This is a genomic window from Haemophilus haemolyticus (assembly GCF_003352385.1).
GTDB classification, from domain to species: Bacteria; Pseudomonadota; Gammaproteobacteria; order Enterobacterales; family Pasteurellaceae; genus Haemophilus; species Haemophilus haemolyticus_I.
The window spans coordinates 1,924,788-1,946,145 of the sequence record NZ_CP031243.1 but is presented as its reverse complement, the minus strand read 5'-3'; the positions used below and the strand labels follow the sequence as shown (position 1 = coordinate 1,946,145).

Genomic DNA, 21,358 nt, shown 5'->3' with positions numbered 1-21,358 from the left:
TTTGTTTATTTTTTGTAAGGTATCAACGTGTCAGAACAACAACCAAGAGTGATCGAATCAAAAGAAATTATGACTTTATTGCCACATCGCTACCCATTTTTGTTAGTGGATCGCGTATTGGATTTTAAAGAGGGCGAATGGTTAAAAGCAATTAAAAATATTAGCGTCAATGAACCTTGTTTCACAGGTCACTTCCCCGGCGAACCTATTTTACCGGGCGTTTTAATTTTAGAAGCTTTGGCACAAGCAATGGGCATTTTAGCCTTTAAAACTCACGAATTAAAAGGCGGCGAACTGTTCTACTTTGCAGGTATTGATGAAGCGCGCTTTAAACGCCCAGTATTACCTGGTGATCAAATGGAATTAAACGTTCAAGTGATTAAAGAACGCCGTGGTATTACTGCATTTACTGGCGTTGCCACCGTAAATGGCGAAATCGCTTGTGAAGCAAAACTAATGTGCGCTCGTCGTTAATTAAGGGGGTAAATATGATCCACCCAAATGCAAAAATCCATCCTACAGCCTTAGTCGAAGAAGGCGCAGTTATTGGTGAAAGTGTTATTATCGGGCCTTTCTGTATTGTTGAAGGCTCCGTTGAAATTAAAGCTCGCACTGTATTGAAATCTCACGTTGTGGTACGTGGCGATACCGTGATTGGCGAAGATAATGAAATCTATCAATTCGCTAGCATTGGTGAAGTGAACCAAGATTTAAAATACAAAGGCGAAGCTACAAAAACCATTATTGGTAATGGCAATCGAATCCGTGAACATGTGACAATCCATCGTGGTACCATCCAAGGCGGTGGCGTAACCGCTATTGGCAATAACAATTTATTAATGGTTAATGTTCACGTTGCGCACGATTGCCAAATTAAAAACAACTGTATTTTAGCAAACAATGCAACGCTTGCAGGTCACGTAGAATTAGATGATTTCGTGATTGTTGGTGGCATGTCAGCAATTCACCAATTTGTAATCGTTGGTGCACACGTCATGTTAGGCGGCGGTTCTATGGTAAGCCAAGATGTACCTCCTTACGTTATGGCGCAAGGCAACCACGCCCGTCCATTCGGTGTGAACTTAGAAGGTTTAAAACGTCGTGGTTTTGATAAACCAACCATGCACGCAATCCGTAACGTTTATAAAATGATCTATCGTAGCGGTAAAACGCTTGAAGAAGTATTACCAGAAATTGAGCAAATTGCGGAAACCGATTCAGCGATTAGTTTCTTTGTTGAATTTTTCAAACGTTCAACTCGCGGTATTATTCGTTAATAATATTTTTCATTCACTATTCATAATAATTATAAGAAAAATTTATGTTATTAATCTCAACAGTAAGTTTAAATTTTTTCTTACTACAACCTTTTTATTTTCTTCTCCTGATACATTAGCACTACATCTATCAGTTTCGATTGATGATAAAGAATCTCCTATTTCTGAATCATTAATAATTAAAGATGTTATTTCTATTGGCGCAGTTTCTTCCAGTGTAATAAAAACTGATGAATTTAATGGAGCAGTAAACGGTATTCCCGTTACAAATGAATATCCAGAGTTTACTGGAGGGGTAAATGATATGGAGCCACCAATTCTTGAAATACCAGAATATAAAGGTTGCATTACTAATTGTAGTGATGCGCTTCGTGTAGAGGTAGGTAAATCTTATGATAAGATTTACAACGAAGCTGTTGATAAAGTGAACGTATCTGTTGAAAAGAAAGTATCTGCTGATGAAGTGAAAGTATCTGTTGATAAAGAAGCTGATGCCCCTAAAATTCTATATGAGAAAGGCTCACCTGAGATACATTCAAAAATCGAATTTACAGGTCCAGTTAATGGTATTCCTGAAGAAGCCGAATATCCAGAGTTTAATGGTGGGGTTAATGGAGATAAGGATGGTGAAGCTGATTTTCAAGATATACTACCAGTAGTTACATATGTTTCAATTACAGCTGTGCCATCTAATGCGCCAATAATAGATAAACCTGAATATATTGGCATTGTTCCTAGCGATGCACTAGTACCAGTAATAGATAAACCTGAATATATTGGTGTTAACTCCGGGGATTTACCAGTAACAAATAAAACGAAATATGTTGAGCCTCGCCAATCGCTATCACAACGAAAATTAGAAGAAAACAATAGTATATTATTGAAGCATCAATTTAACAAATTACGCTCCTTACAAACCTATTGTATTGCTAATAAAAATGAGTTTTGTTATGGCATTCGACATCATTATATGGCTAAAAATGATATACATGACAATTTACTTGGCCTACGTTTGGGATACGGAATAACAAATAAGTTAACTTTAGGAATAAACATAGAGCGTTCATTAGAAAATCATTTATCAAACAACTATCGTACACTTCATAATAATGTTGGAATAGGGGCTTTCGCACATTATAAATTGCCTTCTAATTTATATATTGCAGCTAGTATTGGAAAAGATAGTAATTCTTATCAAAAGACATCCCCTGTTTTAACAACAGCGTTATCAGATGTAAAGGGAGTTTCATGGAATTTAACATTGGGTCAAGACTTAGTGCTATCAAATAAAAACTCTTTAGGTTGGTATTTATCTTACCGAAATACACAGATTAAACAAAATGGATATGATGCACCTGCTTCTCAGTTTTTAATGAAATACAATAATATAAAATGGACAGATCATTCACTTGCATCAGGTATAAAATGGAATTATTCAATAGCTACTAAATTAACATGGTTAAATACTATAGAAATTGAACATCAAATTAAAAGCAATGTGACTGGTGCTGTGCAAATAGAAAACCTCAAACATGACTATCATCTTAATATTCACAAAACCCAGTGGAGTATTAGTTCAGGATTAAATTACCAATTTTCTCCAAAATTTAGTATATCCTTTACACCTTATATAAAAAATGGACTGATTAGTAGTAAACAATGGGGAACCTATCTATCATTAGAAGGTAAATTCTAGAATAGTAGTTCTAGGATGTTTTATATCATGTTAAATTAAAAATCACATTAGGGCGTACTTATACAAACGCCCTTTATAATTTTTATTGTTTTAATTTTATTCAAGGATAACGTTTATGAATAGGATAAGCCCAACCATTGCTCTTGTTGCAGGAGAAGTATCTGGTGATATTCTAGGTGCAGGTTTAATTCGTCAGCTCAAAGCTCATTATCCTAATGCTCGCTTTATTGGCATTGCTGGCCCAAGAATGTTGGCTGAAGGCTGTGAGACGCTTGTCGATATGGAAGAACTTTCAGTCATGGGCTTGGCTGAAATTTTGAAACATCTTCCTCGTCTGTTGAAAATTCGCAAAAATGTCATTCAAACCATGTTGCAAGAAAAACCTGATGTTTACATCGGCATTGATGCGCCTGATTTTAATTTGGATGTAGAACTCAAGCTCAAAGCAAACGGAATTAAAACTATTCATTACGTGAGCCCCTCTGTATGGGCATGGCGTCAAAATCGCATTCACAAAATTGCCAAAGCGACTCACCAAGTTCTTGCCTTTTTGCCTTTTGAGAAAGCCTTTTACGATAAATTTAACGTACCTTGCCGCTTTATTGGACACACAATGGCAGATGCTATTCCGCTCAAACCAAACCGTGCCGAAGCCTGCCAAATGCTACAGATTGATCCCGCACAACGCTATTTAGCTATCCTAGTTGGAAGCCGTGGTTCAGAAGTGGAATTTCTGGCTGAGCCTTTCTTGAAAACCGCTTTATTATTAAAAAAACAATTTCCTGATTTACAATTCCTCGTTCCTTTGGTGAACGAAAAACGACGAATTCAATTTGAAGCCATTAAAACTAAAATTGCGCCAAATCTAGATATGCATTTAATTGATGGCAATGCACGACAAGCAATGATCGCAGCTGATGCAACATTGCTTGCTTCAGGAACAGCTGCGCTTGAAGCAATGCTTTGTAAATCGCCTATGGTGGTTGGCTATCGAATGAAACCACTGACCTATTTCTTGGCAAAACGTTTAGTGAAAACCGATTATATTTCTTTACCAAACTTGCTTGCGAATGAAATGCTCGTTCCTGAAATGATTCAAGAAGAATGCACGCCAGAATTGCTCGCTGAAAAACTATCTGCTTATCTTTCTGATGATGAAAGTGCGGTAAAAAATCGCCATGTTTTAATTCAGCACTTCACGGATTTACACCAAAAAATTCAATGCAATGCCGATAAGCAAGCGGCCCAAGCAGTCATTGATTTATTAGAAGGAACAGAAAATGTTTGAATATCCACAAGGCTATGAATTGATCGCTGGCGTTGATGAAGTTGGACGCGGCCCTCTAGTTGGGGCCGTTGTAACGGCTGCCGTTATTTTAGATCCGAATAACCCAATTGAAGGCCTCGCTGATTCTAAAAAACTTTCTGAGAAAAAACGTTTAGCCCTTGCCGAAGAAATCAAAGAAAAAGCCCTTGCTTGGGCATTAGGTCGAGCTGAAGCTAACGAAATTGACGAGATAAATATCCTGCAAGCCTCCTTATTAGCAATGACTCGAGCAGTAAAATCTTTAAAAATTCAACCGCACTTTGTGTTGGTTGATGGCAATAAGATCCCAAAAGATTTAGATATTCCAGCGCAAGCCGTCGTAAAAGGCGATAGCCTTGTGGCGGAAATCAGTGCAGCCTCTATTTTGGCGAAAGTGGCACGAGACCAAGAAATGGAAGAATTAGACAAGCAATATCCAGAATACGCTTTTGCCCAGCATAAAGGCTATCCAACCAAATTACATTTGGAAAAATTAGCTGAACTTGGCGCGTTACCGCAACATCGTCGTAGCTTTGCCCCAGTGAAAAAAGCGCTAGAAAATCGTTAGAATTTTAATCGCAAAATGCTTTTATCTTATTAGACAGTAAAATATTGATAAAACAAAGGGAGTATTAAAAATACTCCCTTTCCTTTAATCAACTTAACTCTATGGAATGACAGGTAATTAACCTTTCTGTACGTTATATGCTTCCAATGCACGTAAAGAATAAGTATAAGCCGCGCCTGCATTTAATGCGATAGACATTGCTAATGCTGCAGCCACTTCAGCTTCGCTCGCACCAGCTTTTACAGCTTCTTCTGCGTGTACACTAATGCAGCTTTCACAACGAGTTGTTACAGCAACGGCTAATGCGATAAGCTCACGAGTTTTAGCGTCAAGCACATTGCCTTCTGCCGCTGCTGCGCCTAATGCTTGGTAAGCTTGTAACATTTTTGGATATTGTTTACCTAACGCACCAAATGATTTTTTAACGTGTGATGTTTCTTCTTTCCAATCTGCAAACATAATGTTCTCCTAAATATATTGAATTAATAATGAACTGCTGTGGCAAATTATAGGCAGATTGGATTATGATACTTGCTTATTTATCTCAATTTTTATCGCTAACATCTCATTATGGATTATTTAGATAAACTCACCCATTTAGCACAAGTGCGTGGGGAAATTAATATTCGCTGTGAATTTCAAGGTGAATGGCAAGTTGCCCACCAAGAAAAAGATGTAGGAAAAGGCGTATTCCATCTTATTGAACAAGGCGAATGCTGGCTTACGCTCGGACAAAAGCAATTTCATTTAAAGGAAGGTGATATCTTTTTTCTTCCCCAAAATCAACCGCACTTTATGCGTCATTCGTCCAACCAAACAAAGGACGCATCATTAAAAAAAAGCTGGAAAGGTGCATTTGAATTGCATCAAGTAGGGCAAGGCACACCAGATTTAAAAATGTTCTGCGGGGCATTTTATTATCAGCAAGATGCACTCCTCACCGCTTCTATGCCTGAATACTTGCATCTCAATTTATGCGATACACCGATTCATCCTTTGGTTCAGCTTTTTCTACAAGAAGCACAAAAAAACGATGTAGGTACAAAATCTGTCGTCGATGCACTTTCGAATGTGCTTTTAATTTATATTTTACGCCATGCGATTCAAGAGAACTTAATTACAGGCGGTGTGCTACTCGCGTTGCAAGACAAGCGATTAAATGCGGTGCTAGGTGCGATATTACAACGCCCTCAAGAAGATTGGCGAATTGAACAATTAGCTGACCTTTCTGCAATGTCTCGTGCAAACTTTATTCGTGTTTTTCAACAACAACTTGGCATGTCGCCAGGGCGTTTTATTACTCAAGTGCGGTTACAATCGGCAGCGTTTTTATTAAAGCAATCCCAACAATCTGTGCTTGCCATTGCTTTAGAGGTAGGGTATCAATCGGAAGCGCATTTTAGTAAAGCCTTCAAGAATTACTACCAACTTTCGCCAAGTCAATACAGAAAATCTGCCAGCCTATAAATTGGAGAATTTTTGCGCTATAATCTCCAAGTTTTTTGAAAGGCAACATCTGTTGCCTTTTCTTTTTAAGGAAAAGATATGTTTAACAAAATTTTTTCGTGGTTTGAAAACCGCTTAAATCCTTATCCAGAAGGTAATCCAACAACACCTAAAAAAGGCTTATTGCGTTTTATTTGGTCTAGCATTGAAGGAATGAAAGGCTGGATTCTCTTACTGACAGTGCTAACGGTTGGTACTGGTGTAATGGAAGCCGTATTATTCCAATTTATGGGAACGCTTGTAGATTGGTTAGGGACATTTACGCCTGAGGCATTATGGCAAGAAAAAGGTCATTTATTAATTGGTATGGCTGCCCTATTACTTGTTAGCATAGTGTGGGGATTTTTAGCCTCTACCGTACGTTTACAAACCTTACAAGGCGTATTTCCAATGCGATTACGTTGGAATTTCCATCGTTTAATGCTTGGACAAAGTTTGAGTTTTTATCAAGATGAATTTGCCGGCAGAGTCTCTGCCAAAGTAATGCAAACCGCACTTGCTGTTCGTGATACAGTGCTCACACTAGCGGATATGTTTGTATATGTCATCGTATATTTTATTACATCGGGCTTGGTGCTCGCAGCATTAGATTCTTGGTTCTTACTGCCATTTATTGCTTGGATTACGATTTTTGTTTTTATCCTACGAACCCTCATTCCTAAATTATCAAAGACTGCTCAACGACAAGCTGACGCTCGTTCTTTAATGACAGGACGCATTACAGATGCTTATTCCAATATTGCCACAGTAAAATTATTCTCTCATGGTTCGCGAGAGGCCGCTTATGCCAAGCGTTCTATGGAAGATTTTATGGTCACAGTGCACGCCCAAATGCGCTTAGCAACATCATTGGATACGCTCACCTATGCAGCTAATATTTTACTTACACTAAGCACAGCCGTACTCGGAATTATTTTATGGAAAAATGGTCAAGTTGGCGTGGGTGCAATTGCAACGGCAACAGCGATGGCATTACGAGTAAATGGGCTGTCTCGCTGGATTATGTGGGAGTCTGCGCGTTTGTTTGAGAATATCGGAACTGTAAACGACGGAATGAATACGTTGACTAAACCTCACACAATAGTGGATAAACCACAAGCATCGCCGTTACAAGTGACACAAGGGGAAATTAAGTTTAACGATATTACCTTTGCTTATAATCCGACAAAACCATTGCTCAATCATTTCAATCTCACCATCAAACCTGGCGAAAAAGTTGGGCTGATCGGTCGCTCAGGTGCAGGAAAATCTACAATTGTGAACTTATTACTGCGTTTCTATGAAGCACAACAAGGCGCGATTACCATTGATGGGCAAAATGTACTAGATGTTCAGCAAGAAAGCCTACGCCGCCAAATAGGTTTAGTGACTCAAGACACTTCGCTGCTGCATCGCTCTGTTCGTGACAATATTATTTATGGACGTCCTAATGCCACAGATGAAGAGATGATTTTAGCTGCTGAACGAGCGGAAGCTGATGATTTCATTCCATTCCTCACTGATGCTCAAGGCAGAAAAGGCTATGATGCCCATGTGGGTGAACGAGGTGTAAAACTTTCAGGTGGTCAGCGTCAGCGTATTGCTATTGCTCGTGTGATGTTAAAAGATGCACCAATTCTATTGTTAGATGAGGCCACAAGTGCACTGGATTCTGAAGTGGAAGTGGCAATACAAGAAAGTCTCGATAAGATGATGGAAAATAAAACGGTGATTGCCATTGCCCATCGTTTATCCACCATCGCTGCGATGGATCGCCTGATTGTGCTTGATAAAGGACAAATTGTTGAACAAGGCACCCATGCTGAATTACTGGAGCGCAATGGTCTGTATGCTAAACTTTGGAATCATCAAAGTGGCGGATTTTTAAGTGAACATGCTGAATAATATTACTTTTCCGCTATAGATAAAATCCATATAAAAAGGCACGCATATAAAAAATATGCGTGCCTTTTATCATTATACGTTTAACTAGATTTATAACTTACTTTTTAATACTGTCAATGCTCGTGCACGATGAGAAATTTTTTTCTTCTCAACAGTTTCTAATTCAGCAAATGTGCAACCTTGTTCTGGGCTAAAGAATAAACTGTCATAACCAAAACCATTTTCGCCTTTTTCTTCAAAACCAATCACACCGTGACACTCACCTTCGGCAATAATTGGCGATGGATCTGTTGGATGCTGTAAAAACACGATACAGCTCACAAATTTGGCTTGGCGTTTATCTTGTGCAACATGAGCAAGCTCTGCCAATAATTTCTCACGGTTTTTAGCATCATTTCCCTCTTCACCAGCATAACGTGCAGAATACAGACCTGGCGCGCCATTAAGTGCGGAAACTACCAAGCCTGAATCATCCGCAATAGCAGGTAAACCCGATTTCTCTGATGCATAGCGCGCTTTTAATAACGCATTCTCAACGAAAGTTAAGCCTGTTTCTTCTGGGCTTTCAATGCCTAAATCTGTTTGCGCAATCACTTCAAAACCAAAATCAGATAGGACATCAGCCATTTCTTTTACTTTGCCTTTATTGCCTGTAGCAAGTACGATTTTTTGTTTCATAATCAGTCCTTTTATTGATGATAAGCTGTCGTTAAATCAGCCCAGTTTTGCTCGGTAAATTGAATATTCATTCGTCCAACTTCTTTTTCGAAGGAACGTTTTAAACGATTCAGATTTTGCTCTTTCCAAAAATCTCCAGATTTTTCACCGCACTTATCAAAATCGAGTAACCAACATTTTTGCTCTTGTTCAGTCTGTTGAAGCAAAATATTGTGCGCATTCAAGTCCGTATGGCAAATCTGTGAATCATGTAGTTTTCGAATCAAACGACCAATTTGCATCCAAGTTTCTTTTGGTAATGTTTGTGTTTGTAAAAGCGCGGTTAAATCCTGCGCATTTTCGATTTTTTCCGTCAAAATATCCGCTTGATAGCAAATACCTAACTTGCCTTTTTGAATACGTGCAGCAATCGGTTTAGGCACAGGTAAACCCGCTTCATACAAACGTTGCAACAAATGAAACTCAGAAAAGCTACGGGTAGTTTCAAGAGCAGAAAAACGATAACGATCTTTGTTCAGTTTACCCCAAAGTCCACCTCGATAATAATGACGCAACGCACAATTTACGCCAAACCAATCTTCCGTTTGCAAGAAATAAGTGGTGCCTCGACCTTTTGCACTGCCTATCACTCGTTCTTGTTTTTGCCAAAATTCCGCCTGGAAAAACTCGGTTGCTTGCTCAAAAGTGCGGTCAAAATTAAAGATAAAATATTGGTTATCTTGTTGGAATTGGTGCATGGGAATGTTGTTATGAATAGAAAATGGGCTCATTCTACTTTAAAATAGGCGCAAGTTAAATGAGAAATGAATGTCAATGCCACTTTTTACCGAAGCCCCAAAATCCCTTTGTATTCTCCGATTGTCAGCTGTAGGCGATGTCTGTCATGCCTTAGCTGTGGTTCAGCACATTCAAGCATATTATCCCCAAACAGAAATTACGTGGGTTGTAGGCAAAACCGAAATGGGTTTGCTTTCGGGTATTCCTAATGTCACGCTCATTCCTTACGATAAAAAAGCGGGATGGAAAGGTGTATTATCTTTGTGGAAACAACTGAAAAATAAACAATTTGATGCACTATTAAATATGCAAACAGCATTTCGTGCATCAATCCTTTCTTTAGGAATTAAAGCAAAATTCAAAATTGGATTTGGAGAAAAACGTTCTCGAGAAGGGCAATGGCTATTTGTAAATCGTCGTATCAGAGATCCTTTTTCCCCTCACGTATTAGATGGATTTATGGCTTTCGCTGAATATATTGGCGTACCGAAAACAGAACCGAAATGGGAATTAGCTATCTCACAAGATGATTATAAATTTGCCGATCAATTTATTGATTTCTCTCGTAAAAATTTATTAATTTCCCCTTGCTCTAGCAAAGCAGAAAAAGATTGGCTAATTGAACGTTATGCAGAGGTTGCCAATATTGCCCATCAGCATAATGTCAATGTGATTTTCTGCAGTTCGCCAGCCAAACGTGAATTAGAAATAGTCGAAAAAATTACCGCACTTTGCCATTTCACGCCAACCAATATTGCAGGAAAAACAAACCTAAAACAGCTTACCGCTTTAATTTCTAAGGTTGATTTGGTGCTTTCGCCAGATTCTGGCCCTGCCCATATTGCGACAACACAAGGAACACCCGTTATTGGCTTGTATGCCTATCACAATCCTTTGCGTACTGCGCCTTATAATAATTTAGATAACGTGGTATCAGTATATGAAGAAAATGCCCAAAAAGAATTTGGCAAACCCTCTTCTGAACTACCTTGGGCAACGAAACTAAAAGGAAAAAATTTGATGGCAGAGATTCAAGTCGAACCCGTTATTGAACAAATGAAAAAATTAGGATTATTCTAAAGAAAAAGCTCAGCTAACGCTGAGCTTTTATTTATCTTGCAATCAAGTTACTAATTGCTTGGTAAATTCTCACAGCTGAATCGCCAGACAATGCCTTGCCTTTTTCATCAGAAATGACAACGGAGCTTTGTCTGCCATGATCAGAAATTTGCATTTGGTAAGTGCCATTTTCAAGTTCTGGAAGTTCAGCTCCCATACGTAACCAATCTTCTTTGTTTAATGCTGAATATTTTAATTCACGATAACCTTTACCTGCAGTCTCAGATTTGATCGCAAAACCCACTTTAGGTAAAGCTCCACCTAATTTTTCCCATGCTTGACCAAAATTAACATTCATTGCTAATGCAGCTTGGCCATTCAAATCCTGAATAACTTGTGAAGCTACCGCGCCCACAGATGCGCTAGATAAATCTTGTTGCTGTTTGTTGTAAGCAGAAGTTAATGCAGACACAATGCGATTTAATCGTTCAGATGTATAACGTTGCTTATCGGATACACTTGGAGTGAAAATCACGCCATCACGACGCATTTGTAAAACAGATACTGCTAGCGCACTCGCATCTTGAGCCATAACTTGTTCTACTTGATATTTGATCTCAGTGCCCGACTTATCACCAATTCGTCCTGTTGGCGCCCAGTCAGTCGTTAAAATCGCACCATTCGTCGTTGATGAAATACCGTCTTCTTTCAATAAGCGTTCAACTTGTTGGAGGTTATACACACTTGCTTGCTGTTCTGGATACACGATTAATGCACGTTCACCATCGAATTGTGTTAATGAATTTTCAATAATCGCTAACGGTGTTGATGGAGGACGAATATCAATATTTTCTCCCTTTTTCACAGCAATATTAGGCAATGCATAAGTATCGTCTGCTTTTGGTAGCATTACGCCCCCGCTCGCCAATGGTGAGAATCCAGGGATAGAAGCCTCTGATTTTTGGAAAGAATCATTAGCAGTCTTTAATGCTTCAGGATCAGACGAACAGCCAGCCAATACGATAACCGCTGCTAAACTCAACATTATTTTTTTCATATTTGAACCTTAACTAAATTGAAAACTTTATGAATTTTGACCGCACTTCGACAGCCTATAATGCAAAAAGTTTAGGGGTAATGACTTACCCCTGATTTTTATAATAATCCTGCGATTTTTAGTGCTTCTTCTACTTTTGGTTGAACCTCTTCGCTTAACACCGTCAATGGCAAGCGTAAATGTGCTGACTTAATTAAACCTAAACGATAAGCTGCCCATTTCACAGGAATTGGGTTTGATTCAATAAAGAGATCATGATGTAAACGCATTAAGCGAGCATTAATTGCTTCGGCTTTAGCAAAATCTCCCGCAAGGGCATAGCGACACATATCCGCCATATCTTTTGGTGCTAAGTTATTCGTTACAGAAATCACGCCTTCTGCACCGAGTTTCATCGCATCCAAACTCGTTGCATCATCACCACTTAAAACGATGAAATCCTTACCTGCGAGTTCTTTAATTTTGGTGACACGACTGATATCTCCAGTTGCTTCTTTAATACCAACAATGTTGTTGATTTTCGATAAACGAGCAACAGTTTCTGGCTTCATATCGCTACCGGTACGACCTGGTACGTTATAAAGAATTTGCGGTAAATCTGTACATTCGGCAATGGCTTTAAAATGCTGGAAGATTCCTTCTTGAGTTGGTTTATTGTAGTAAGGTACAACGGATAGACAACCAGCAACGCCGCTATCGCGTAATAATTTAGTCATTGTAATTGCTTCGCTTGTCGCATTTGCGCCTGCGCCAGCAATCACAGGAATACGACCTTTGGCAAATTCAACCGTCTTCTCAATAACCTTTACATTTTCTTCAATACTTAATGTTGCTGATTCACCTGTTGTTCCCACAGAAACAAGCGCATTAGAGCCTGCCTCAATGTGATATTCCACCAATTTTTCTAAACAAGCGAAATCTACTTCGCCGTAATTATTCATAGGTGTAACAAGTGCAACAATACTGCCTGAAAATAAAGGATTTTGTGCTGACATAGAACCTCCGTTGGTTTTTTAATTTTATTATTTGGTATGGCTCGTTATAGTCGCTAAAATAACTTGAATTTGCAAATATTTTTTCATCAAAGGAGCTTTTTATGAATCCATTATCCGTTGGTAGCCAAGCACCCATTTTTACGTTATTAAATCAACAAGAACAACCTGTTTCTTTAAATGATTTTCGCGGTAAAAAAGTGTTAGTCTATTTTTACCCGAAAGCACTCACGCCTGGCTGTACAACGCAAGCATGCGGATTGCGTGATAGTAAATCAGAATTAGATGAATTAGGTTTAGTTGTACTTGGTATTAGCCCTGACACACCGAAAAAATTAGCTCAATTTATTGAGAAAAAAGCACTTAATTTCACACTACTTTCCGATCCTGATCACAAAATTGCAGAACAATTTGGCGTATGGGGTGAGAAAAAATTCATGGGTAAAACTTACGATGGTATTCACCGAATTAGTTTTTTAATTGATGAAAACGGAAAAATTATTCACGTATTTGATAAATTCAAAACAACAGAACATCATCAAGTTATCGTTGATTATCTTCGATCCCTATAACCCTTCAAAAATTACCGCACTTTTCTATATAAAGTGCGGTAAAAATTCATTATTTTTTCAGTTCGATATTTACGCGTTATTCCGCCTTTGCTAGAATTTATCTTGATTGAAATTAATTCTCAATTATATTCCCAAGATATTTCTCAAATAATAAGGACAGAAAAAAATGATGCAGCTTTTTGATTTTTTACAACAGTATAGTGACTACTTTATCATCGGTTTATTATTACTGATGAGCATTATTATGCTAGCCATGGTAATTGAACGTTATCTTTTCTTAAGAAAGGTAAACGTCGCACACTATTCCACCATTCACGCATTAGATATCGATTTAAATCGCAATATGACCGTGATTTCTACTATTGGTGCAAACGCACCATATGTTGGTTTGCTTGGTACAGTTATCGGGATTTTATTAACGTTCTATCAAATCGGTCATGGCGGTGGTGAAATTGATACCGGCGTGATTATGATGCACTTATCTTTAGCATTAAAAGCGACAGCATTGGGTATTCTTGTGGCTATTCCATCGATGGTGTTTTATAACGGTTTAGGTCGTAAAGTTGAAGTTAATCGTTTGAAATGGAAAGTGTTAAACGAACAAAAAGATAAGGAATAGTCCGTGAAAAAATTCGATGAAATCAACATTATCCCTTTCATTGATATTATGTTGGTGTTACTTGCTGTAGTACTTATCACTGCGTCTTTTATCTCTCAAGGTAAAATTCAAGTTAACGTACCTAAAGCCAGTACAGCCGTTGCATTTAAAGCTGATGAGCTTGCTAAATTATTGACTGTGACAGCGGATAAACAACTCTATTTCAATGATAGACCTATTACGCAAGAAGCCCTAGAAGCAGAAATTGCCCAATGGAACAAAGATCAAAAAGTCACATTAAAAATTGATGCTGAAGCCTCTTTCCAAGATTTTGTGACCATTACAGATATGCTCTCTAAAAATGAGATCAAAAATGTAGCTATTGTTTCTATGAAAGATAAGGGTAAAAGTGCGGGTAAAAATCCTCAAGAATCTGCACCCACTCAATCTGTGCCAACGACGCCTTAAGGAATAATTATGCAGCAAACAAAACGTTCGCTATTAGGTTTGCTTATTTCTTTGATCGTGCACAGCATTGTTGTAGGGTTAATCTTATGGAGTTGGAATAAGCCAAGTGATAGCGCCAATAGCGCACCAGGCGAAATATCCACAAGTATTTCCATGGAAATGGTGCAAGGCATGGTGATGGAAGAACCTGCTCCTGAGCCAGAAAATGTACAAAAAGAGCCAGAACCAGAAAAACAAGAGGTTGTGGAAGATCCAACAGTGAAACCTGAACCACAAAAAATCAAAGAACCAGAAAAAGAAAAGCCAAAACCAAAAGAGAAACCTAAAGAAAAGCCAAAGGATAAACCGAAAAAAGACGTTAAACCACAAGAAAAACCAATCAATAAAGATCTACCAAAAGGTGATAAAAATATTGATTCAAGTGCAAACGTGAATGCTAAAGCGACTACAACTGGCGCCACCAATAGCAATGCACAAGTAGCAGGTAGTGGAACCGACACAAGCGAAATGGCAGCCTATCGCTCCGCAATTCGTCGTGAAATTGAACGTCATAAACGTTACCCTACTCGCGCAAAAATGATGCGTAAGCAAGGTAAAGTCAGCGTATCCTTCAATGTAGGCCCTGATGGCTCACTAAGTGGTGCTCGCGTTACTCAATCATCAGGTGATGAAAGCCTAGATAATGCAGCATTAGAAGCAGTTAACAGCGCAAGACCGGTCGGTGCAAGACCTTCAGGATTCCCTTCAGGGTTAAATGTGCCAATTAGTTTTACGCTTCAATAAAAAAGTGCGGTTAATTCTCTTTGAATTTAACCGCATTTTTATTTGGCTAGATTTAATTAAGCTACTCGATTACCTAAGGTACCATCATCAATCGCTTCTTTCGGAGTACCTACCACTTCAGCAATTTTGTCCCCATTCTTAAAAAATACAAATCCACCATTTTCCATTTTTGTCCAATTTTCATCTTTGGTTAATGGAAAGGTTGTAATGATATTCACTTTATCGCCTTCCTTTGCATAATCACTAAAATCAATGACACCATCATCATCAATTCTGTGTGCTTTACCAAAAGGCGCTTGTCGCATGACATAATGTAAATTCGTTGAACAATGGGCTATCATCCATTCGCCATTAGAGATAATAAAATTAAATGTGCCGTGTTGAGCAAGCTCTTTTGTTACTTTTTGAATAGCCTCAAAAATTTCCATTTCACTCGGTTTTTTACGAAAAGTATTTTTAAGATATTCCGCCATATAACAAAAAGCAGCTTCAGAATCTGTAGAACCTATTGGCTGCAAAAAATGTTCTGTCATGTCTGGTAAGTTTTTCAGATTACCATTATGCGCAAAAACCCAGTTTTGCCCCCAAATTTCACGAATAAACGGATGAGTATTTTCAATATTCACTTCACCCTGAGTCGCCTTACGAATATGCGCAATGACATTCAAAGACTTGATTTTATATTGCTTCACACAATCAGCGATGGGGGAAAGGCTAGCAGCTTGATTGTCGCGAAAAATACGCACTCCACGCCCTTCAAAAAAAGCAATTCCAAAGCCATCTGAATGACAATCAGTTAAACCAGCACGACGACGAAAACCTTCAAAAGAAAAAACAATATCCGTCGGCGTATTACAATTCATTCCGAGTAATTGACACATAATTTAAATAAGATATAACCTCACAATATATGAGTGATTTAACACCATTACGAAAGGAATATCAATAGAGATTCTATGGATTTTTCATGTTATGTAGGTATTAGGTCTCTTCGAAATGATTCTTTTAGTTAACACACTATTTTCCAGAAATCATTACCGATTATTTCTAATAAGAGTTATTCAAAGAAATAGGATTTGAAAATTAAAGTAATAAATATTGATAAAAAGAAATGGGGCTGACGTAGATTACCGCTAAATACCGAACTATTTTCGCAATATTTTAAGCTGTTCTTTTGGTGTTATAAAGTTAAACCGAAATTTACATTCCTTCAAGAATAAAGAAAGTTTTTTCGGTCAATTTCATTATATTTTCGGAGTATTTTCTTCGCCTGACTCTAGAAATTTTCTATTCCATTTATGTGGTTTTGTTTCACCGCAAATAGTTCGGAATGATTGATTCGTTCGTGGTGAAATTTGCTCACATTAAAAAACTCATCGGCTTCAATGGCTAAATGATAGCTAATGACTTTAGGAATTTTTCGGAAAAACAAAATCGCTGAATTGGCGTGGAGACCTAGTAAATAAGCCGTTGCTCGGGCTGTAACTTTTAATACAAAAAATTCAAGTAGCTTATTTTGTATAGATTTCTTTAATTTACAATGAGTTATCTTCATTTTATAGACTAGTGCACTTGCTAATCTACGTCAGCTCCTTATTTAAACAAGAAAAAAGGCGTATTTATTAATACGCCTTTCTTATACACATAATTCTGATTTATGCCACTGTTAATTGTCCCGCATATAAAACAAAGAAACGTAAACAGAATACCCCAATTAAGTCAAAAATTGACACCAAGATAATAAAGTTACGGTTGTATTTTAAACGGTCATTAACAAACATATTGGCGATTAATGGGATCAAGATACCAATAAAGAATACCCCAATCCAGAATACCGCACCCCAGAAACCAGATAATGCATTATGTAACGCAACTGTTTTTTGGCCACCACCAAAATGTAAGCCAACGAAGAAACACACAAGTAAACCAAGCTCTGTTACCATAATTGGTACTTCAAATTTATGGATGAAGTGCGATTCGTGAGAATCACCTTTTAATTTTCCTGCAATCAAGATAATTAAGAAGGTTGCAGCAATACCAGATGATGTACCAGAAGCTAAGAATAATGCTGGTAATACTGGGTTATTTAACATTGGATAGCTGATCAATGCAGAAAGTAAGAACCCTGTGTATGCACCAAGCACTGCAGCCAATACGAAAAGAACAACTTCGACTGGACTTGCAAGACGTTCTGCAATACCGATGAGTTTCATCACAAATTGCAGTTTTGGCATAAAGCGATTAATTAATGCTTCGATTTCTTTTTTGAAAATCACCACTCCCCAAATCACTAAAAACAACATATAGATTTGGAATAGCATGACCCCCATCGACATTACGGAGTTAAATTGATAGTTAAACATCAATTTCCAGAATATCCAAGGTCGAGCCAAGTGGAAAATTAATAGAGTTAAACCAATTAATGTTGGTACAGACCCTAAAATTACCCCAGATCGAATAATCCAGTTTTGGCTTAGATTTTCTATTTTATTACTGCGTTTATACGCAATTGCTAACTGTACCGCACCAGATGAGATCCCTAATAAGAACAAGTAGATCGCAATGGTAGAATCCCACACTAGATTAGGCGTATGAAATGGAACTGGATAATCTAATGTCATCTTCTAGGCTCCCCATGTTGGAATGGAATGTGGTACAAGTTTGGCTGTGTACCTAGTTCCACTTTAGTGCGATAAACTGGTTTTTCTTTCACTTTACGTGAAACTGCACTTGTTGGATCATTCATATCCCCAAAGGTTAATGCTTTGGTTGGACAAGCTTCCACACAAGCTGGTTGTTTACCATTAGCTAAATTTGTATCGCGGCAGAAGTTACATTTATCTGCGGTACGATGTACTGGATGAATAAAACGTACACGATATGGGCAAACTGCTATACAGTATTGGCAGCCTACACACAAATCTTTATGTACATCTACAATACCAGTCTCTTTATCAATAAAAGATGCACCAGTTGGACAAACTGCTACGCAAGGTGCGTTTGTACAATGTTGGCAAGATTGACGGAAGAACTCATATTCCTGATTTGGAAATTCACCGTAAGGTTCACTGCGTAGAATCTCTAAGCGAGAAACGCCTTCTGGCACTTGGTTTACATCACGGCATGCATCCATACAGGCTGTACAGCCGATACACGAATTTTCATCGTGTATCATTGCGTAACGTTTAGGTTTATCCGCCTTGTCTTCTTTCGCAAAAGAAGGTAAAGATGTTCCCGTCATAAGGATCACTGCCCCCATGCCGGAAACAAAGTTTCGGCGTGAGCAGGCTGTCATTTTTTATCCTTTTGTTCGGTTAGTTTATCTTGTTCTGCTTTACGTTTTTGTTGTTCACCATGGCAATCTACGCAAAGTTTAACGCGTTGTTTTGGTTGAATACCTTTCATTGCGTCTTCTTTAGGGTGAAGAGTATGGCAACTTGCACAAGGTAATTTCATTGCGTGTACATCATGCGCCCATAGTTTTTCACGAAGTTTGTCAGGTTGGTGACAAGCAAAACAAACTTGGTTTTGTTCTTGAACTGAATACATCGGTTTTTTATTACCGAAAATATCCCCTTCAAAACGCATAACATCTTTAGCACCACGACGGTGGTTTTCAGAAATGTTACCATGACAGCTTACACAAGTAATTGCTTTACCGTTATTTGGATTTTTCTTATCTAAGTGTGCACCATGGAATTTACCAAAGTGGAGTTCGCCACCAGACTGATCTACAGTTTGGTTTTTATCTACTTTGTCAAATTTATGGCATTTAGCACAATATTGATTTGGATCGCGTTGGTTATCTAATTGCGGTTCATAAGTAAAATGATCCGCAGGTTTTTGTGCATCACCAGCATGAGCCAAAAATGGCGCAGCTACAAATGCCGCACTTAACGCTAACGCTTTTGCAGATTTGTTGATTAAAGAAGTTAAATTCATTTGGGTTACCTCAAATTTGACCTTGAAAATCACCGCACTTTTCAGTTTGCACTTAAAAGTGCGGTGGATTTTTCATTTATTTTTGTGCTGGTGGATCAACTAATAAGCCTTTTTCTTTAGCTTGTTGTTCCCATTGTGGTACCACAGTTTTTAAGAATTCTTCTTTAGCTTTGCGTTCTTTTTCGATATCAATCCCCATTACTTTCCACGCTTTATCAGCTGTTGAAATATCTGGGATTTGAACTGGAGTTTTCACACCGTGTTTAGTTAAGATTGCTGCAAGTTTAGTACGAGCATCAGCCGCTTTATCTAAGCCAGAACCTAATACACGAAGCATGACTTCAGGTGCGTGCATATGGCCACCGTGGCTTGCTGCAGCATAATCCCAACGCCATTGAGCATGACGAATATCCATTAATGCCGCTTCCATTTCTTCTTTAGTTGCACCTGCATCCCAAGCAGCTTTCGCTTCAAAGTGAGCTTTAACAACTTGCTCTTCTAAACGACCCATTACATCTTTCACTTCTTTTTTACGTGAAGTGACGATATCGCGTAATTTTTCTTTGCTTTGATCGTGACAATTTGCACAAGTGCGGTCAAATGCATCGAATGGGTTTTGGATTTGGTGATCAGTATAAACTTTACCGTCTTTACCTTGTACTTTTGGCATGTGGCAGTCTACACAAGTTACACCGTTTTTACCGTGCATACCTAAAGACCAAATCTCAAAGTCAGGGTGTTGAGCTTTTAACATTGGTGCTTTAGAAAGGCTATGAGTCCAGTCGCTGAAGCCGATTTCATCGTAATATTTTTCAATATCATCAACGGTTTGACCTTTATTCCAAGGGAAGGTTACTTGTTTGATATCGCCTGCGAAGTAATATTCAACGTGACAGTTTGCACAGATTTCAGCGCGTTTTTCAGTACGAGCTGCAGTGTTGAAACTTAAATTATTGTGTGGGCGACCTTCTGCTTTATCTTTTTCAGCAGTTGCTTTTTCTAAAGCGTCAAGCGCGCGTAATACGTGTGGACGAGCAATACGTAATGCAGGTTTGCCTTCTGCAAAATCTTTAGAGGTCGTATCGTGACAGTCAGCACAGCCGATTGAGTTCACGATTTCTGGACCGCCTTTTGCCCATTTCGCATTGAAATAATCTTTTTCACCCCATTCCGCGATTAAACGTGGAACATCTGGGCCTTTACATGTCCAACATGCCATTGGTTGTGGACCATCATTTGCAGTTTTTGGTGCACCAGTACGTAGAATATTACGTACATCCGTTACCGCATAAAAGTGACCACGTGGTGCGTTATATTCTTTTGCAAACGCATAACCGCCCCAAAGTACAATTAGGCGTGGGTTTTCTTCATCGGCATAAATAATTTTTTCGCCGTTGCCGTTTGCAGTTGAACGCCAGCTGTTATATTGATTTGGATATTTTTCTGCAAATTTTTCATTTACAGATTCAATTTTCAAATCTGGTTTTACTGGTTCAACAGGTTGTTCTAATGGCTTATAAACCATATCAGCTACCGCTGAGTTAAATAAGCTTAAACTCGCGAAAGACGCTGCCACAATGAGGCTTTTTTTGAATGCGTTCACGATAATCACTCCATTTGTTGTAATAAAAAAAGTTAGGTTAAATAGAAAGTTGAGAATTATTCTTAATCCCACAAAGAATATGTGGATATAGATTCATTCGCGCGTAAGATACCAAAAGAAAAAAGTTTTTCTACTCGCAGAATTAAAAAATGTGAGATTGATCAACATTATTTCTTAAAATACTTACAAAGAGGTATGCATTATTTGGAATAAATTAAGGCGGTTTATACCGCCTTAATTTTGAGTATTATTATCATTAACATTGACTAATAATATTTTCTATTCTTTTATCCGGTATTTGATATTTTGTTCCTAGCTGTTGCGCAAATAAACTGACTGGTAATTTTCTATCACGTATCAAATTTATTCATTAAATTACGCCAATAATAGTAGTTCATCCAAAACGGTTTTTCCGAAAAAAAACGGCATCGCCCAAAGTACCATCAGCCGTTTTGAATCAGCAACCACAACCTATCACTTGCCTTTTTACAACGTATTGCAGAAGGATTAGGAAAGAAGATTTATGTGGGGTTTCGATAAGCAAAAGTGTGATGGATTTTGAAAGTGTTTTTTGAGGTTGAAAAAATGACCG

At 38.2% G+C, this 21,358-nt stretch carries 22 protein-coding genes and 2 pseudogenes; 12 read left to right on the top strand and 12 right to left on the bottom strand.

Translation table 11 applies throughout. The features are described from left to right. Positions 1 to 69: 69 nt before the first annotated feature. The 5 genes from fabZ (at position 70) to rnhB (ending at position 4,847) form a co-directional block, all read left to right on the top strand. Complete coding sequence (gene fabZ / locus DV428_RS09440) at positions 70 to 474, top strand: 3-hydroxyacyl-ACP dehydratase FabZ (RefSeq protein WP_044233196.1); 405 nt, start codon at positions 70 to 72, stop codon at positions 472 to 474. Positions 475 to 488: 14 nt separating this feature from the next. Further along, complete coding sequence (gene lpxA, locus DV428_RS09435; RefSeq protein WP_114909542.1) at positions 489 to 1,277, top strand: acyl-ACP--UDP-N-acetylglucosamine O-acyltransferase; 789 nt, start codon at positions 489 to 491, stop codon at positions 1,275 to 1,277. Beyond that, positions 1,234 to 2,973, top strand: coding sequence for an SIALI-17 repeat-containing surface protein (locus tag DV428_RS09430; protein ID WP_162790809.1), 1,740 nt, complete (start codon positions 1,234 to 1,236; stop codon positions 2,971 to 2,973). Before lpxA ends, DV428_RS09430 begins: the two co-directional genes overlap by 44 nt. Before the next feature lie 115 nt (positions 2,974 to 3,088). Beyond that, entirely contained in the window at positions 3,089 to 4,261 is a 1,173-nt protein-coding gene (gene lpxB, locus DV428_RS09425) for a lipid-A-disaccharide synthase (protein WP_114909540.1), read from the top strand. Then, positions 4,254 to 4,847, top strand: coding sequence for a ribonuclease HII (rnhB, locus tag DV428_RS09420; protein ID WP_005632888.1), 594 nt, complete (start codon positions 4,254 to 4,256; stop codon positions 4,845 to 4,847). The genes lpxB and rnhB overlap by 8 nt, the downstream gene beginning before the upstream one ends. 117 nt (positions 4,848 to 4,964) lie before the next feature. Here rnhB and DV428_RS09415 read toward each other — a convergent pair whose 3' ends face one another. Then, positions 4,965 to 5,306, bottom strand: coding sequence for a carboxymuconolactone decarboxylase family protein (locus DV428_RS09415; RefSeq protein ID WP_005627672.1), 342 nt, complete (start codon positions 5,304 to 5,306; stop codon positions 4,965 to 4,967). A gap of 111 nt (positions 5,307 to 5,417) precedes the next feature. Here DV428_RS09415 and DV428_RS09410 point away from each other — a divergent pair, with 111 nt between their 5' ends. Beyond that, on the top strand, positions 5,418 to 6,314 hold the full coding sequence (locus tag DV428_RS09410) for a cupin domain-containing protein (RefSeq protein ID WP_114909539.1): 897 nt from the start codon (positions 5,418 to 5,420) through the stop codon (positions 6,312 to 6,314). 78 nt (positions 6,315 to 6,392) lie between these two features. Next, complete coding sequence (locus tag DV428_RS09405) at positions 6,393 to 8,237, top strand: ABC transporter ATP-binding protein (protein ID WP_114909538.1); 1,845 nt, start codon at positions 6,393 to 6,395, stop codon at positions 8,235 to 8,237. 90 nt (positions 8,238 to 8,327) lie between these two features. On the opposite strand, the gene rdgB is transcribed toward DV428_RS09405, so the two are convergent. Further along, positions 8,328 to 8,915: an RdgB/HAM1 family non-canonical purine NTP pyrophosphatase gene (rdgB, locus tag DV428_RS09400; RefSeq protein ID WP_114909537.1), complete on the bottom strand. Its 588-nt coding sequence runs from the start codon at positions 8,913 to 8,915 to the stop codon at positions 8,328 to 8,330. Positions 8,916 to 8,926: 11 nt separating this feature from the next. Then, entirely contained in the window at positions 8,927 to 9,652 is a 726-nt protein-coding gene (locus DV428_RS09395) for a 3-deoxy-D-manno-octulosonic acid kinase (RefSeq protein WP_114909536.1), read from the bottom strand. 76 nt (positions 9,653 to 9,728) lie between these two features. Here DV428_RS09395 and DV428_RS09390 point away from each other — a divergent pair, with 76 nt between their 5' ends. Continuing rightward, the gene (locus DV428_RS09390; protein ID WP_114909605.1) at positions 9,729 to 10,772 is read left to right on the top strand and encodes a glycosyltransferase family 9 protein; all 1,044 of its coding nucleotides are present in this window, start codon (positions 9,729 to 9,731) and stop codon (positions 10,770 to 10,772) included. Positions 10,773 to 10,803: 31 nt separating this feature from the next. On the opposite strand, the gene bamC is transcribed toward DV428_RS09390, so the two are convergent. Further along, the gene (bamC, locus tag DV428_RS09385; RefSeq protein ID WP_114909535.1) at positions 10,804 to 11,808 is read right to left on the bottom strand and encodes an outer membrane protein assembly factor BamC; all 1,005 of its coding nucleotides are present in this window, start codon (positions 11,806 to 11,808) and stop codon (positions 10,804 to 10,806) included. Between the two features lie 98 nt (positions 11,809 to 11,906). Further along, positions 11,907 to 12,803 carry a 4-hydroxy-tetrahydrodipicolinate synthase gene (gene dapA / locus DV428_RS09380; RefSeq protein ID WP_114909534.1) on the bottom strand — a complete coding sequence of 299 codons (897 nt, stop codon included), beginning with the start codon at positions 12,801 to 12,803 and terminating at the stop codon, positions 11,907 to 11,909. A 101-nt stretch (positions 12,804 to 12,904) separates the two neighbouring features. Here dapA and bcp point away from each other — a divergent pair, with 101 nt between their 5' ends. From bcp to DV428_RS09360, 4 genes are all read left to right on the top strand, one after another. Next, positions 12,905 to 13,372, top strand: a complete 468-nt coding sequence (gene bcp / locus DV428_RS09375; protein WP_065246641.1) for a thioredoxin-dependent thiol peroxidase — start codon at positions 12,905 to 12,907, stop codon at positions 13,370 to 13,372. Between the two features lie 166 nt (positions 13,373 to 13,538). Next, positions 13,539 to 13,991: a TonB-system energizer ExbB gene (exbB, locus tag DV428_RS09370; RefSeq protein ID WP_005627854.1), complete on the top strand. Its 453-nt coding sequence runs from the start codon at positions 13,539 to 13,541 to the stop codon at positions 13,989 to 13,991. 3 nt (positions 13,992 to 13,994) lie between these two features. Further along, positions 13,995 to 14,438: a TonB system transport protein ExbD gene (exbD, locus tag DV428_RS09365; protein WP_114909533.1), complete on the top strand. Its 444-nt coding sequence runs from the start codon at positions 13,995 to 13,997 to the stop codon at positions 14,436 to 14,438. Positions 14,439 to 14,447: 9 nt separating this feature from the next. Then, positions 14,448 to 15,221, top strand: a complete 774-nt coding sequence (locus DV428_RS09360) for an energy transducer TonB (protein WP_114909532.1) — start codon at positions 14,448 to 14,450, stop codon at positions 15,219 to 15,221. A gap of 56 nt (positions 15,222 to 15,277) precedes the next feature. Here the strand turns inward: DV428_RS09360 and DV428_RS09355 are convergent, their stop codons facing one another. From DV428_RS09355 to DV428_RS09860, 7 genes and pseudogenes are all read right to left on the bottom strand, one after another. Further along, positions 15,278 to 16,102, bottom strand: a complete 825-nt coding sequence (locus tag DV428_RS09355; RefSeq protein WP_114909531.1) for a class II glutamine amidotransferase — start codon at positions 16,100 to 16,102, stop codon at positions 15,278 to 15,280. Between the two features lie 264 nt (positions 16,103 to 16,366). Then, positions 16,367 to 16,776, bottom strand: a pseudogene (locus DV428_RS09350) (transposase). A gap of 100 nt (positions 16,777 to 16,876) precedes the next feature. Continuing rightward, a complete protein-coding gene (gene nrfD, locus DV428_RS09345) occupies positions 16,877 to 17,842 on the bottom strand; it encodes a cytochrome c nitrite reductase subunit NrfD (protein WP_114909530.1) in 966 nt (321 codons plus the stop codon). Further along, positions 17,839 to 18,516, bottom strand: coding sequence for a cytochrome c nitrite reductase Fe-S protein (gene nrfC / locus DV428_RS09340; protein ID WP_005631011.1), 678 nt, complete (start codon positions 18,514 to 18,516; stop codon positions 17,839 to 17,841). Before nrfC ends, nrfD begins: the two co-directional genes overlap by 4 nt. Next, positions 18,513 to 19,163 (bottom strand): cytochrome c nitrite reductase pentaheme subunit, encoded by a 651-nt coding sequence (nrfB, locus tag DV428_RS09335; RefSeq protein ID WP_114909529.1) that lies wholly within the window; start codon positions 19,161 to 19,163, stop codon positions 18,513 to 18,515. The genes nrfC and nrfB overlap by 4 nt, the downstream gene beginning before the upstream one ends. Before the next feature lie 76 nt (positions 19,164 to 19,239). Then, entirely contained in the window at positions 19,240 to 20,766 is a 1,527-nt protein-coding gene (nrfA, locus tag DV428_RS09330; protein ID WP_032827254.1) for an ammonia-forming nitrite reductase cytochrome c552 subunit, read from the bottom strand. A 256-nt stretch (positions 20,767 to 21,022) separates the two neighbouring features. Next, positions 21,023 to 21,112 (bottom strand): annotated as a pseudogene (locus DV428_RS09860) (DUF3418 domain-containing protein); the annotation flags it as partial. Between the last annotated feature and the right edge of the window lie 246 nt (positions 21,113 to 21,358).

What these genes read in the sequence shown, in the direction of transcription:
- rdgB (WP_114909537.1), bottom strand. Translation starts at nt 8,915, where the DNA reads ATGAAACAAAAAATCGTACTTGCTACAGGCAATAAAGGCAAAGTAAAA.
- DV428_RS09410 (WP_114909539.1), top strand. Translation starts at nt 5,418, where the DNA reads ATGGATTATTTAGATAAACTCACCCATTTAGCACAAGTGCGTGGGGAA.
- DV428_RS09405 (WP_114909538.1), top strand. Translation starts at nt 6,393, where the DNA reads ATGTTTAACAAAATTTTTTCGTGGTTTGAAAACCGCTTAAATCCTTAT.
- DV428_RS09355 (WP_114909531.1), bottom strand. Translation starts at nt 16,102, where the DNA reads ATGTGTCAATTACTCGGAATGAATTGTAATACGCCGACGGATATTGTT.
- DV428_RS09415 (WP_005627672.1), bottom strand. Translation starts at nt 5,306, where the DNA reads ATGTTTGCAGATTGGAAAGAAGAAACATCACACGTTAAAAAATCATTT.
- exbB (WP_005627854.1), top strand. Translation starts at nt 13,539, where the DNA reads ATGATGCAGCTTTTTGATTTTTTACAACAGTATAGTGACTACTTTATC.
- DV428_RS09390 (WP_114909605.1), top strand. Translation starts at nt 9,729, where the DNA reads ATGCCACTTTTTACCGAAGCCCCAAAATCCCTTTGTATTCTCCGATTG.
- bamC (WP_114909535.1), bottom strand. Translation starts at nt 11,808, where the DNA reads ATGAAAAAAATAATGTTGAGTTTAGCAGCGGTTATCGTATTGGCTGGC.
- fabZ (WP_044233196.1), top strand. Translation starts at nt 70, where the DNA reads ATGACTTTATTGCCACATCGCTACCCATTTTTGTTAGTGGATCGCGTA.
- bcp (WP_065246641.1), top strand. Translation starts at nt 12,905, where the DNA reads ATGAATCCATTATCCGTTGGTAGCCAAGCACCCATTTTTACGTTATTA.
- nrfC (WP_005631011.1), bottom strand. Translation starts at nt 18,516, where the DNA reads ATGACAGCCTGCTCACGCCGAAACTTTGTTTCCGGCATGGGGGCAGTG.
- nrfD (WP_114909530.1), bottom strand. Translation starts at nt 17,842, where the DNA reads ATGACATTAGATTATCCAGTTCCATTTCATACGCCTAATCTAGTGTGG.
- lpxA (WP_114909542.1), top strand. Translation starts at nt 489, where the DNA reads ATGATCCACCCAAATGCAAAAATCCATCCTACAGCCTTAGTCGAAGAA.
- nrfB (WP_114909529.1), bottom strand. Translation starts at nt 19,163, where the DNA reads ATGAATTTAACTTCTTTAATCAACAAATCTGCAAAAGCGTTAGCGTTA.
- dapA (WP_114909534.1), bottom strand. Translation starts at nt 12,803, where the DNA reads ATGTCAGCACAAAATCCTTTATTTTCAGGCAGTATTGTTGCACTTGTT.
- lpxB (WP_114909540.1), top strand. Translation starts at nt 3,089, where the DNA reads ATGAATAGGATAAGCCCAACCATTGCTCTTGTTGCAGGAGAAGTATCT.
- DV428_RS09395 (WP_114909536.1), bottom strand. Translation starts at nt 9,652, where the DNA reads ATGCACCAATTCCAACAAGATAACCAATATTTTATCTTTAATTTTGAC.
- DV428_RS09360 (WP_114909532.1), top strand. Translation starts at nt 14,448, where the DNA reads ATGCAGCAAACAAAACGTTCGCTATTAGGTTTGCTTATTTCTTTGATC.
- rnhB (WP_005632888.1), top strand. Translation starts at nt 4,254, where the DNA reads ATGTTTGAATATCCACAAGGCTATGAATTGATCGCTGGCGTTGATGAA.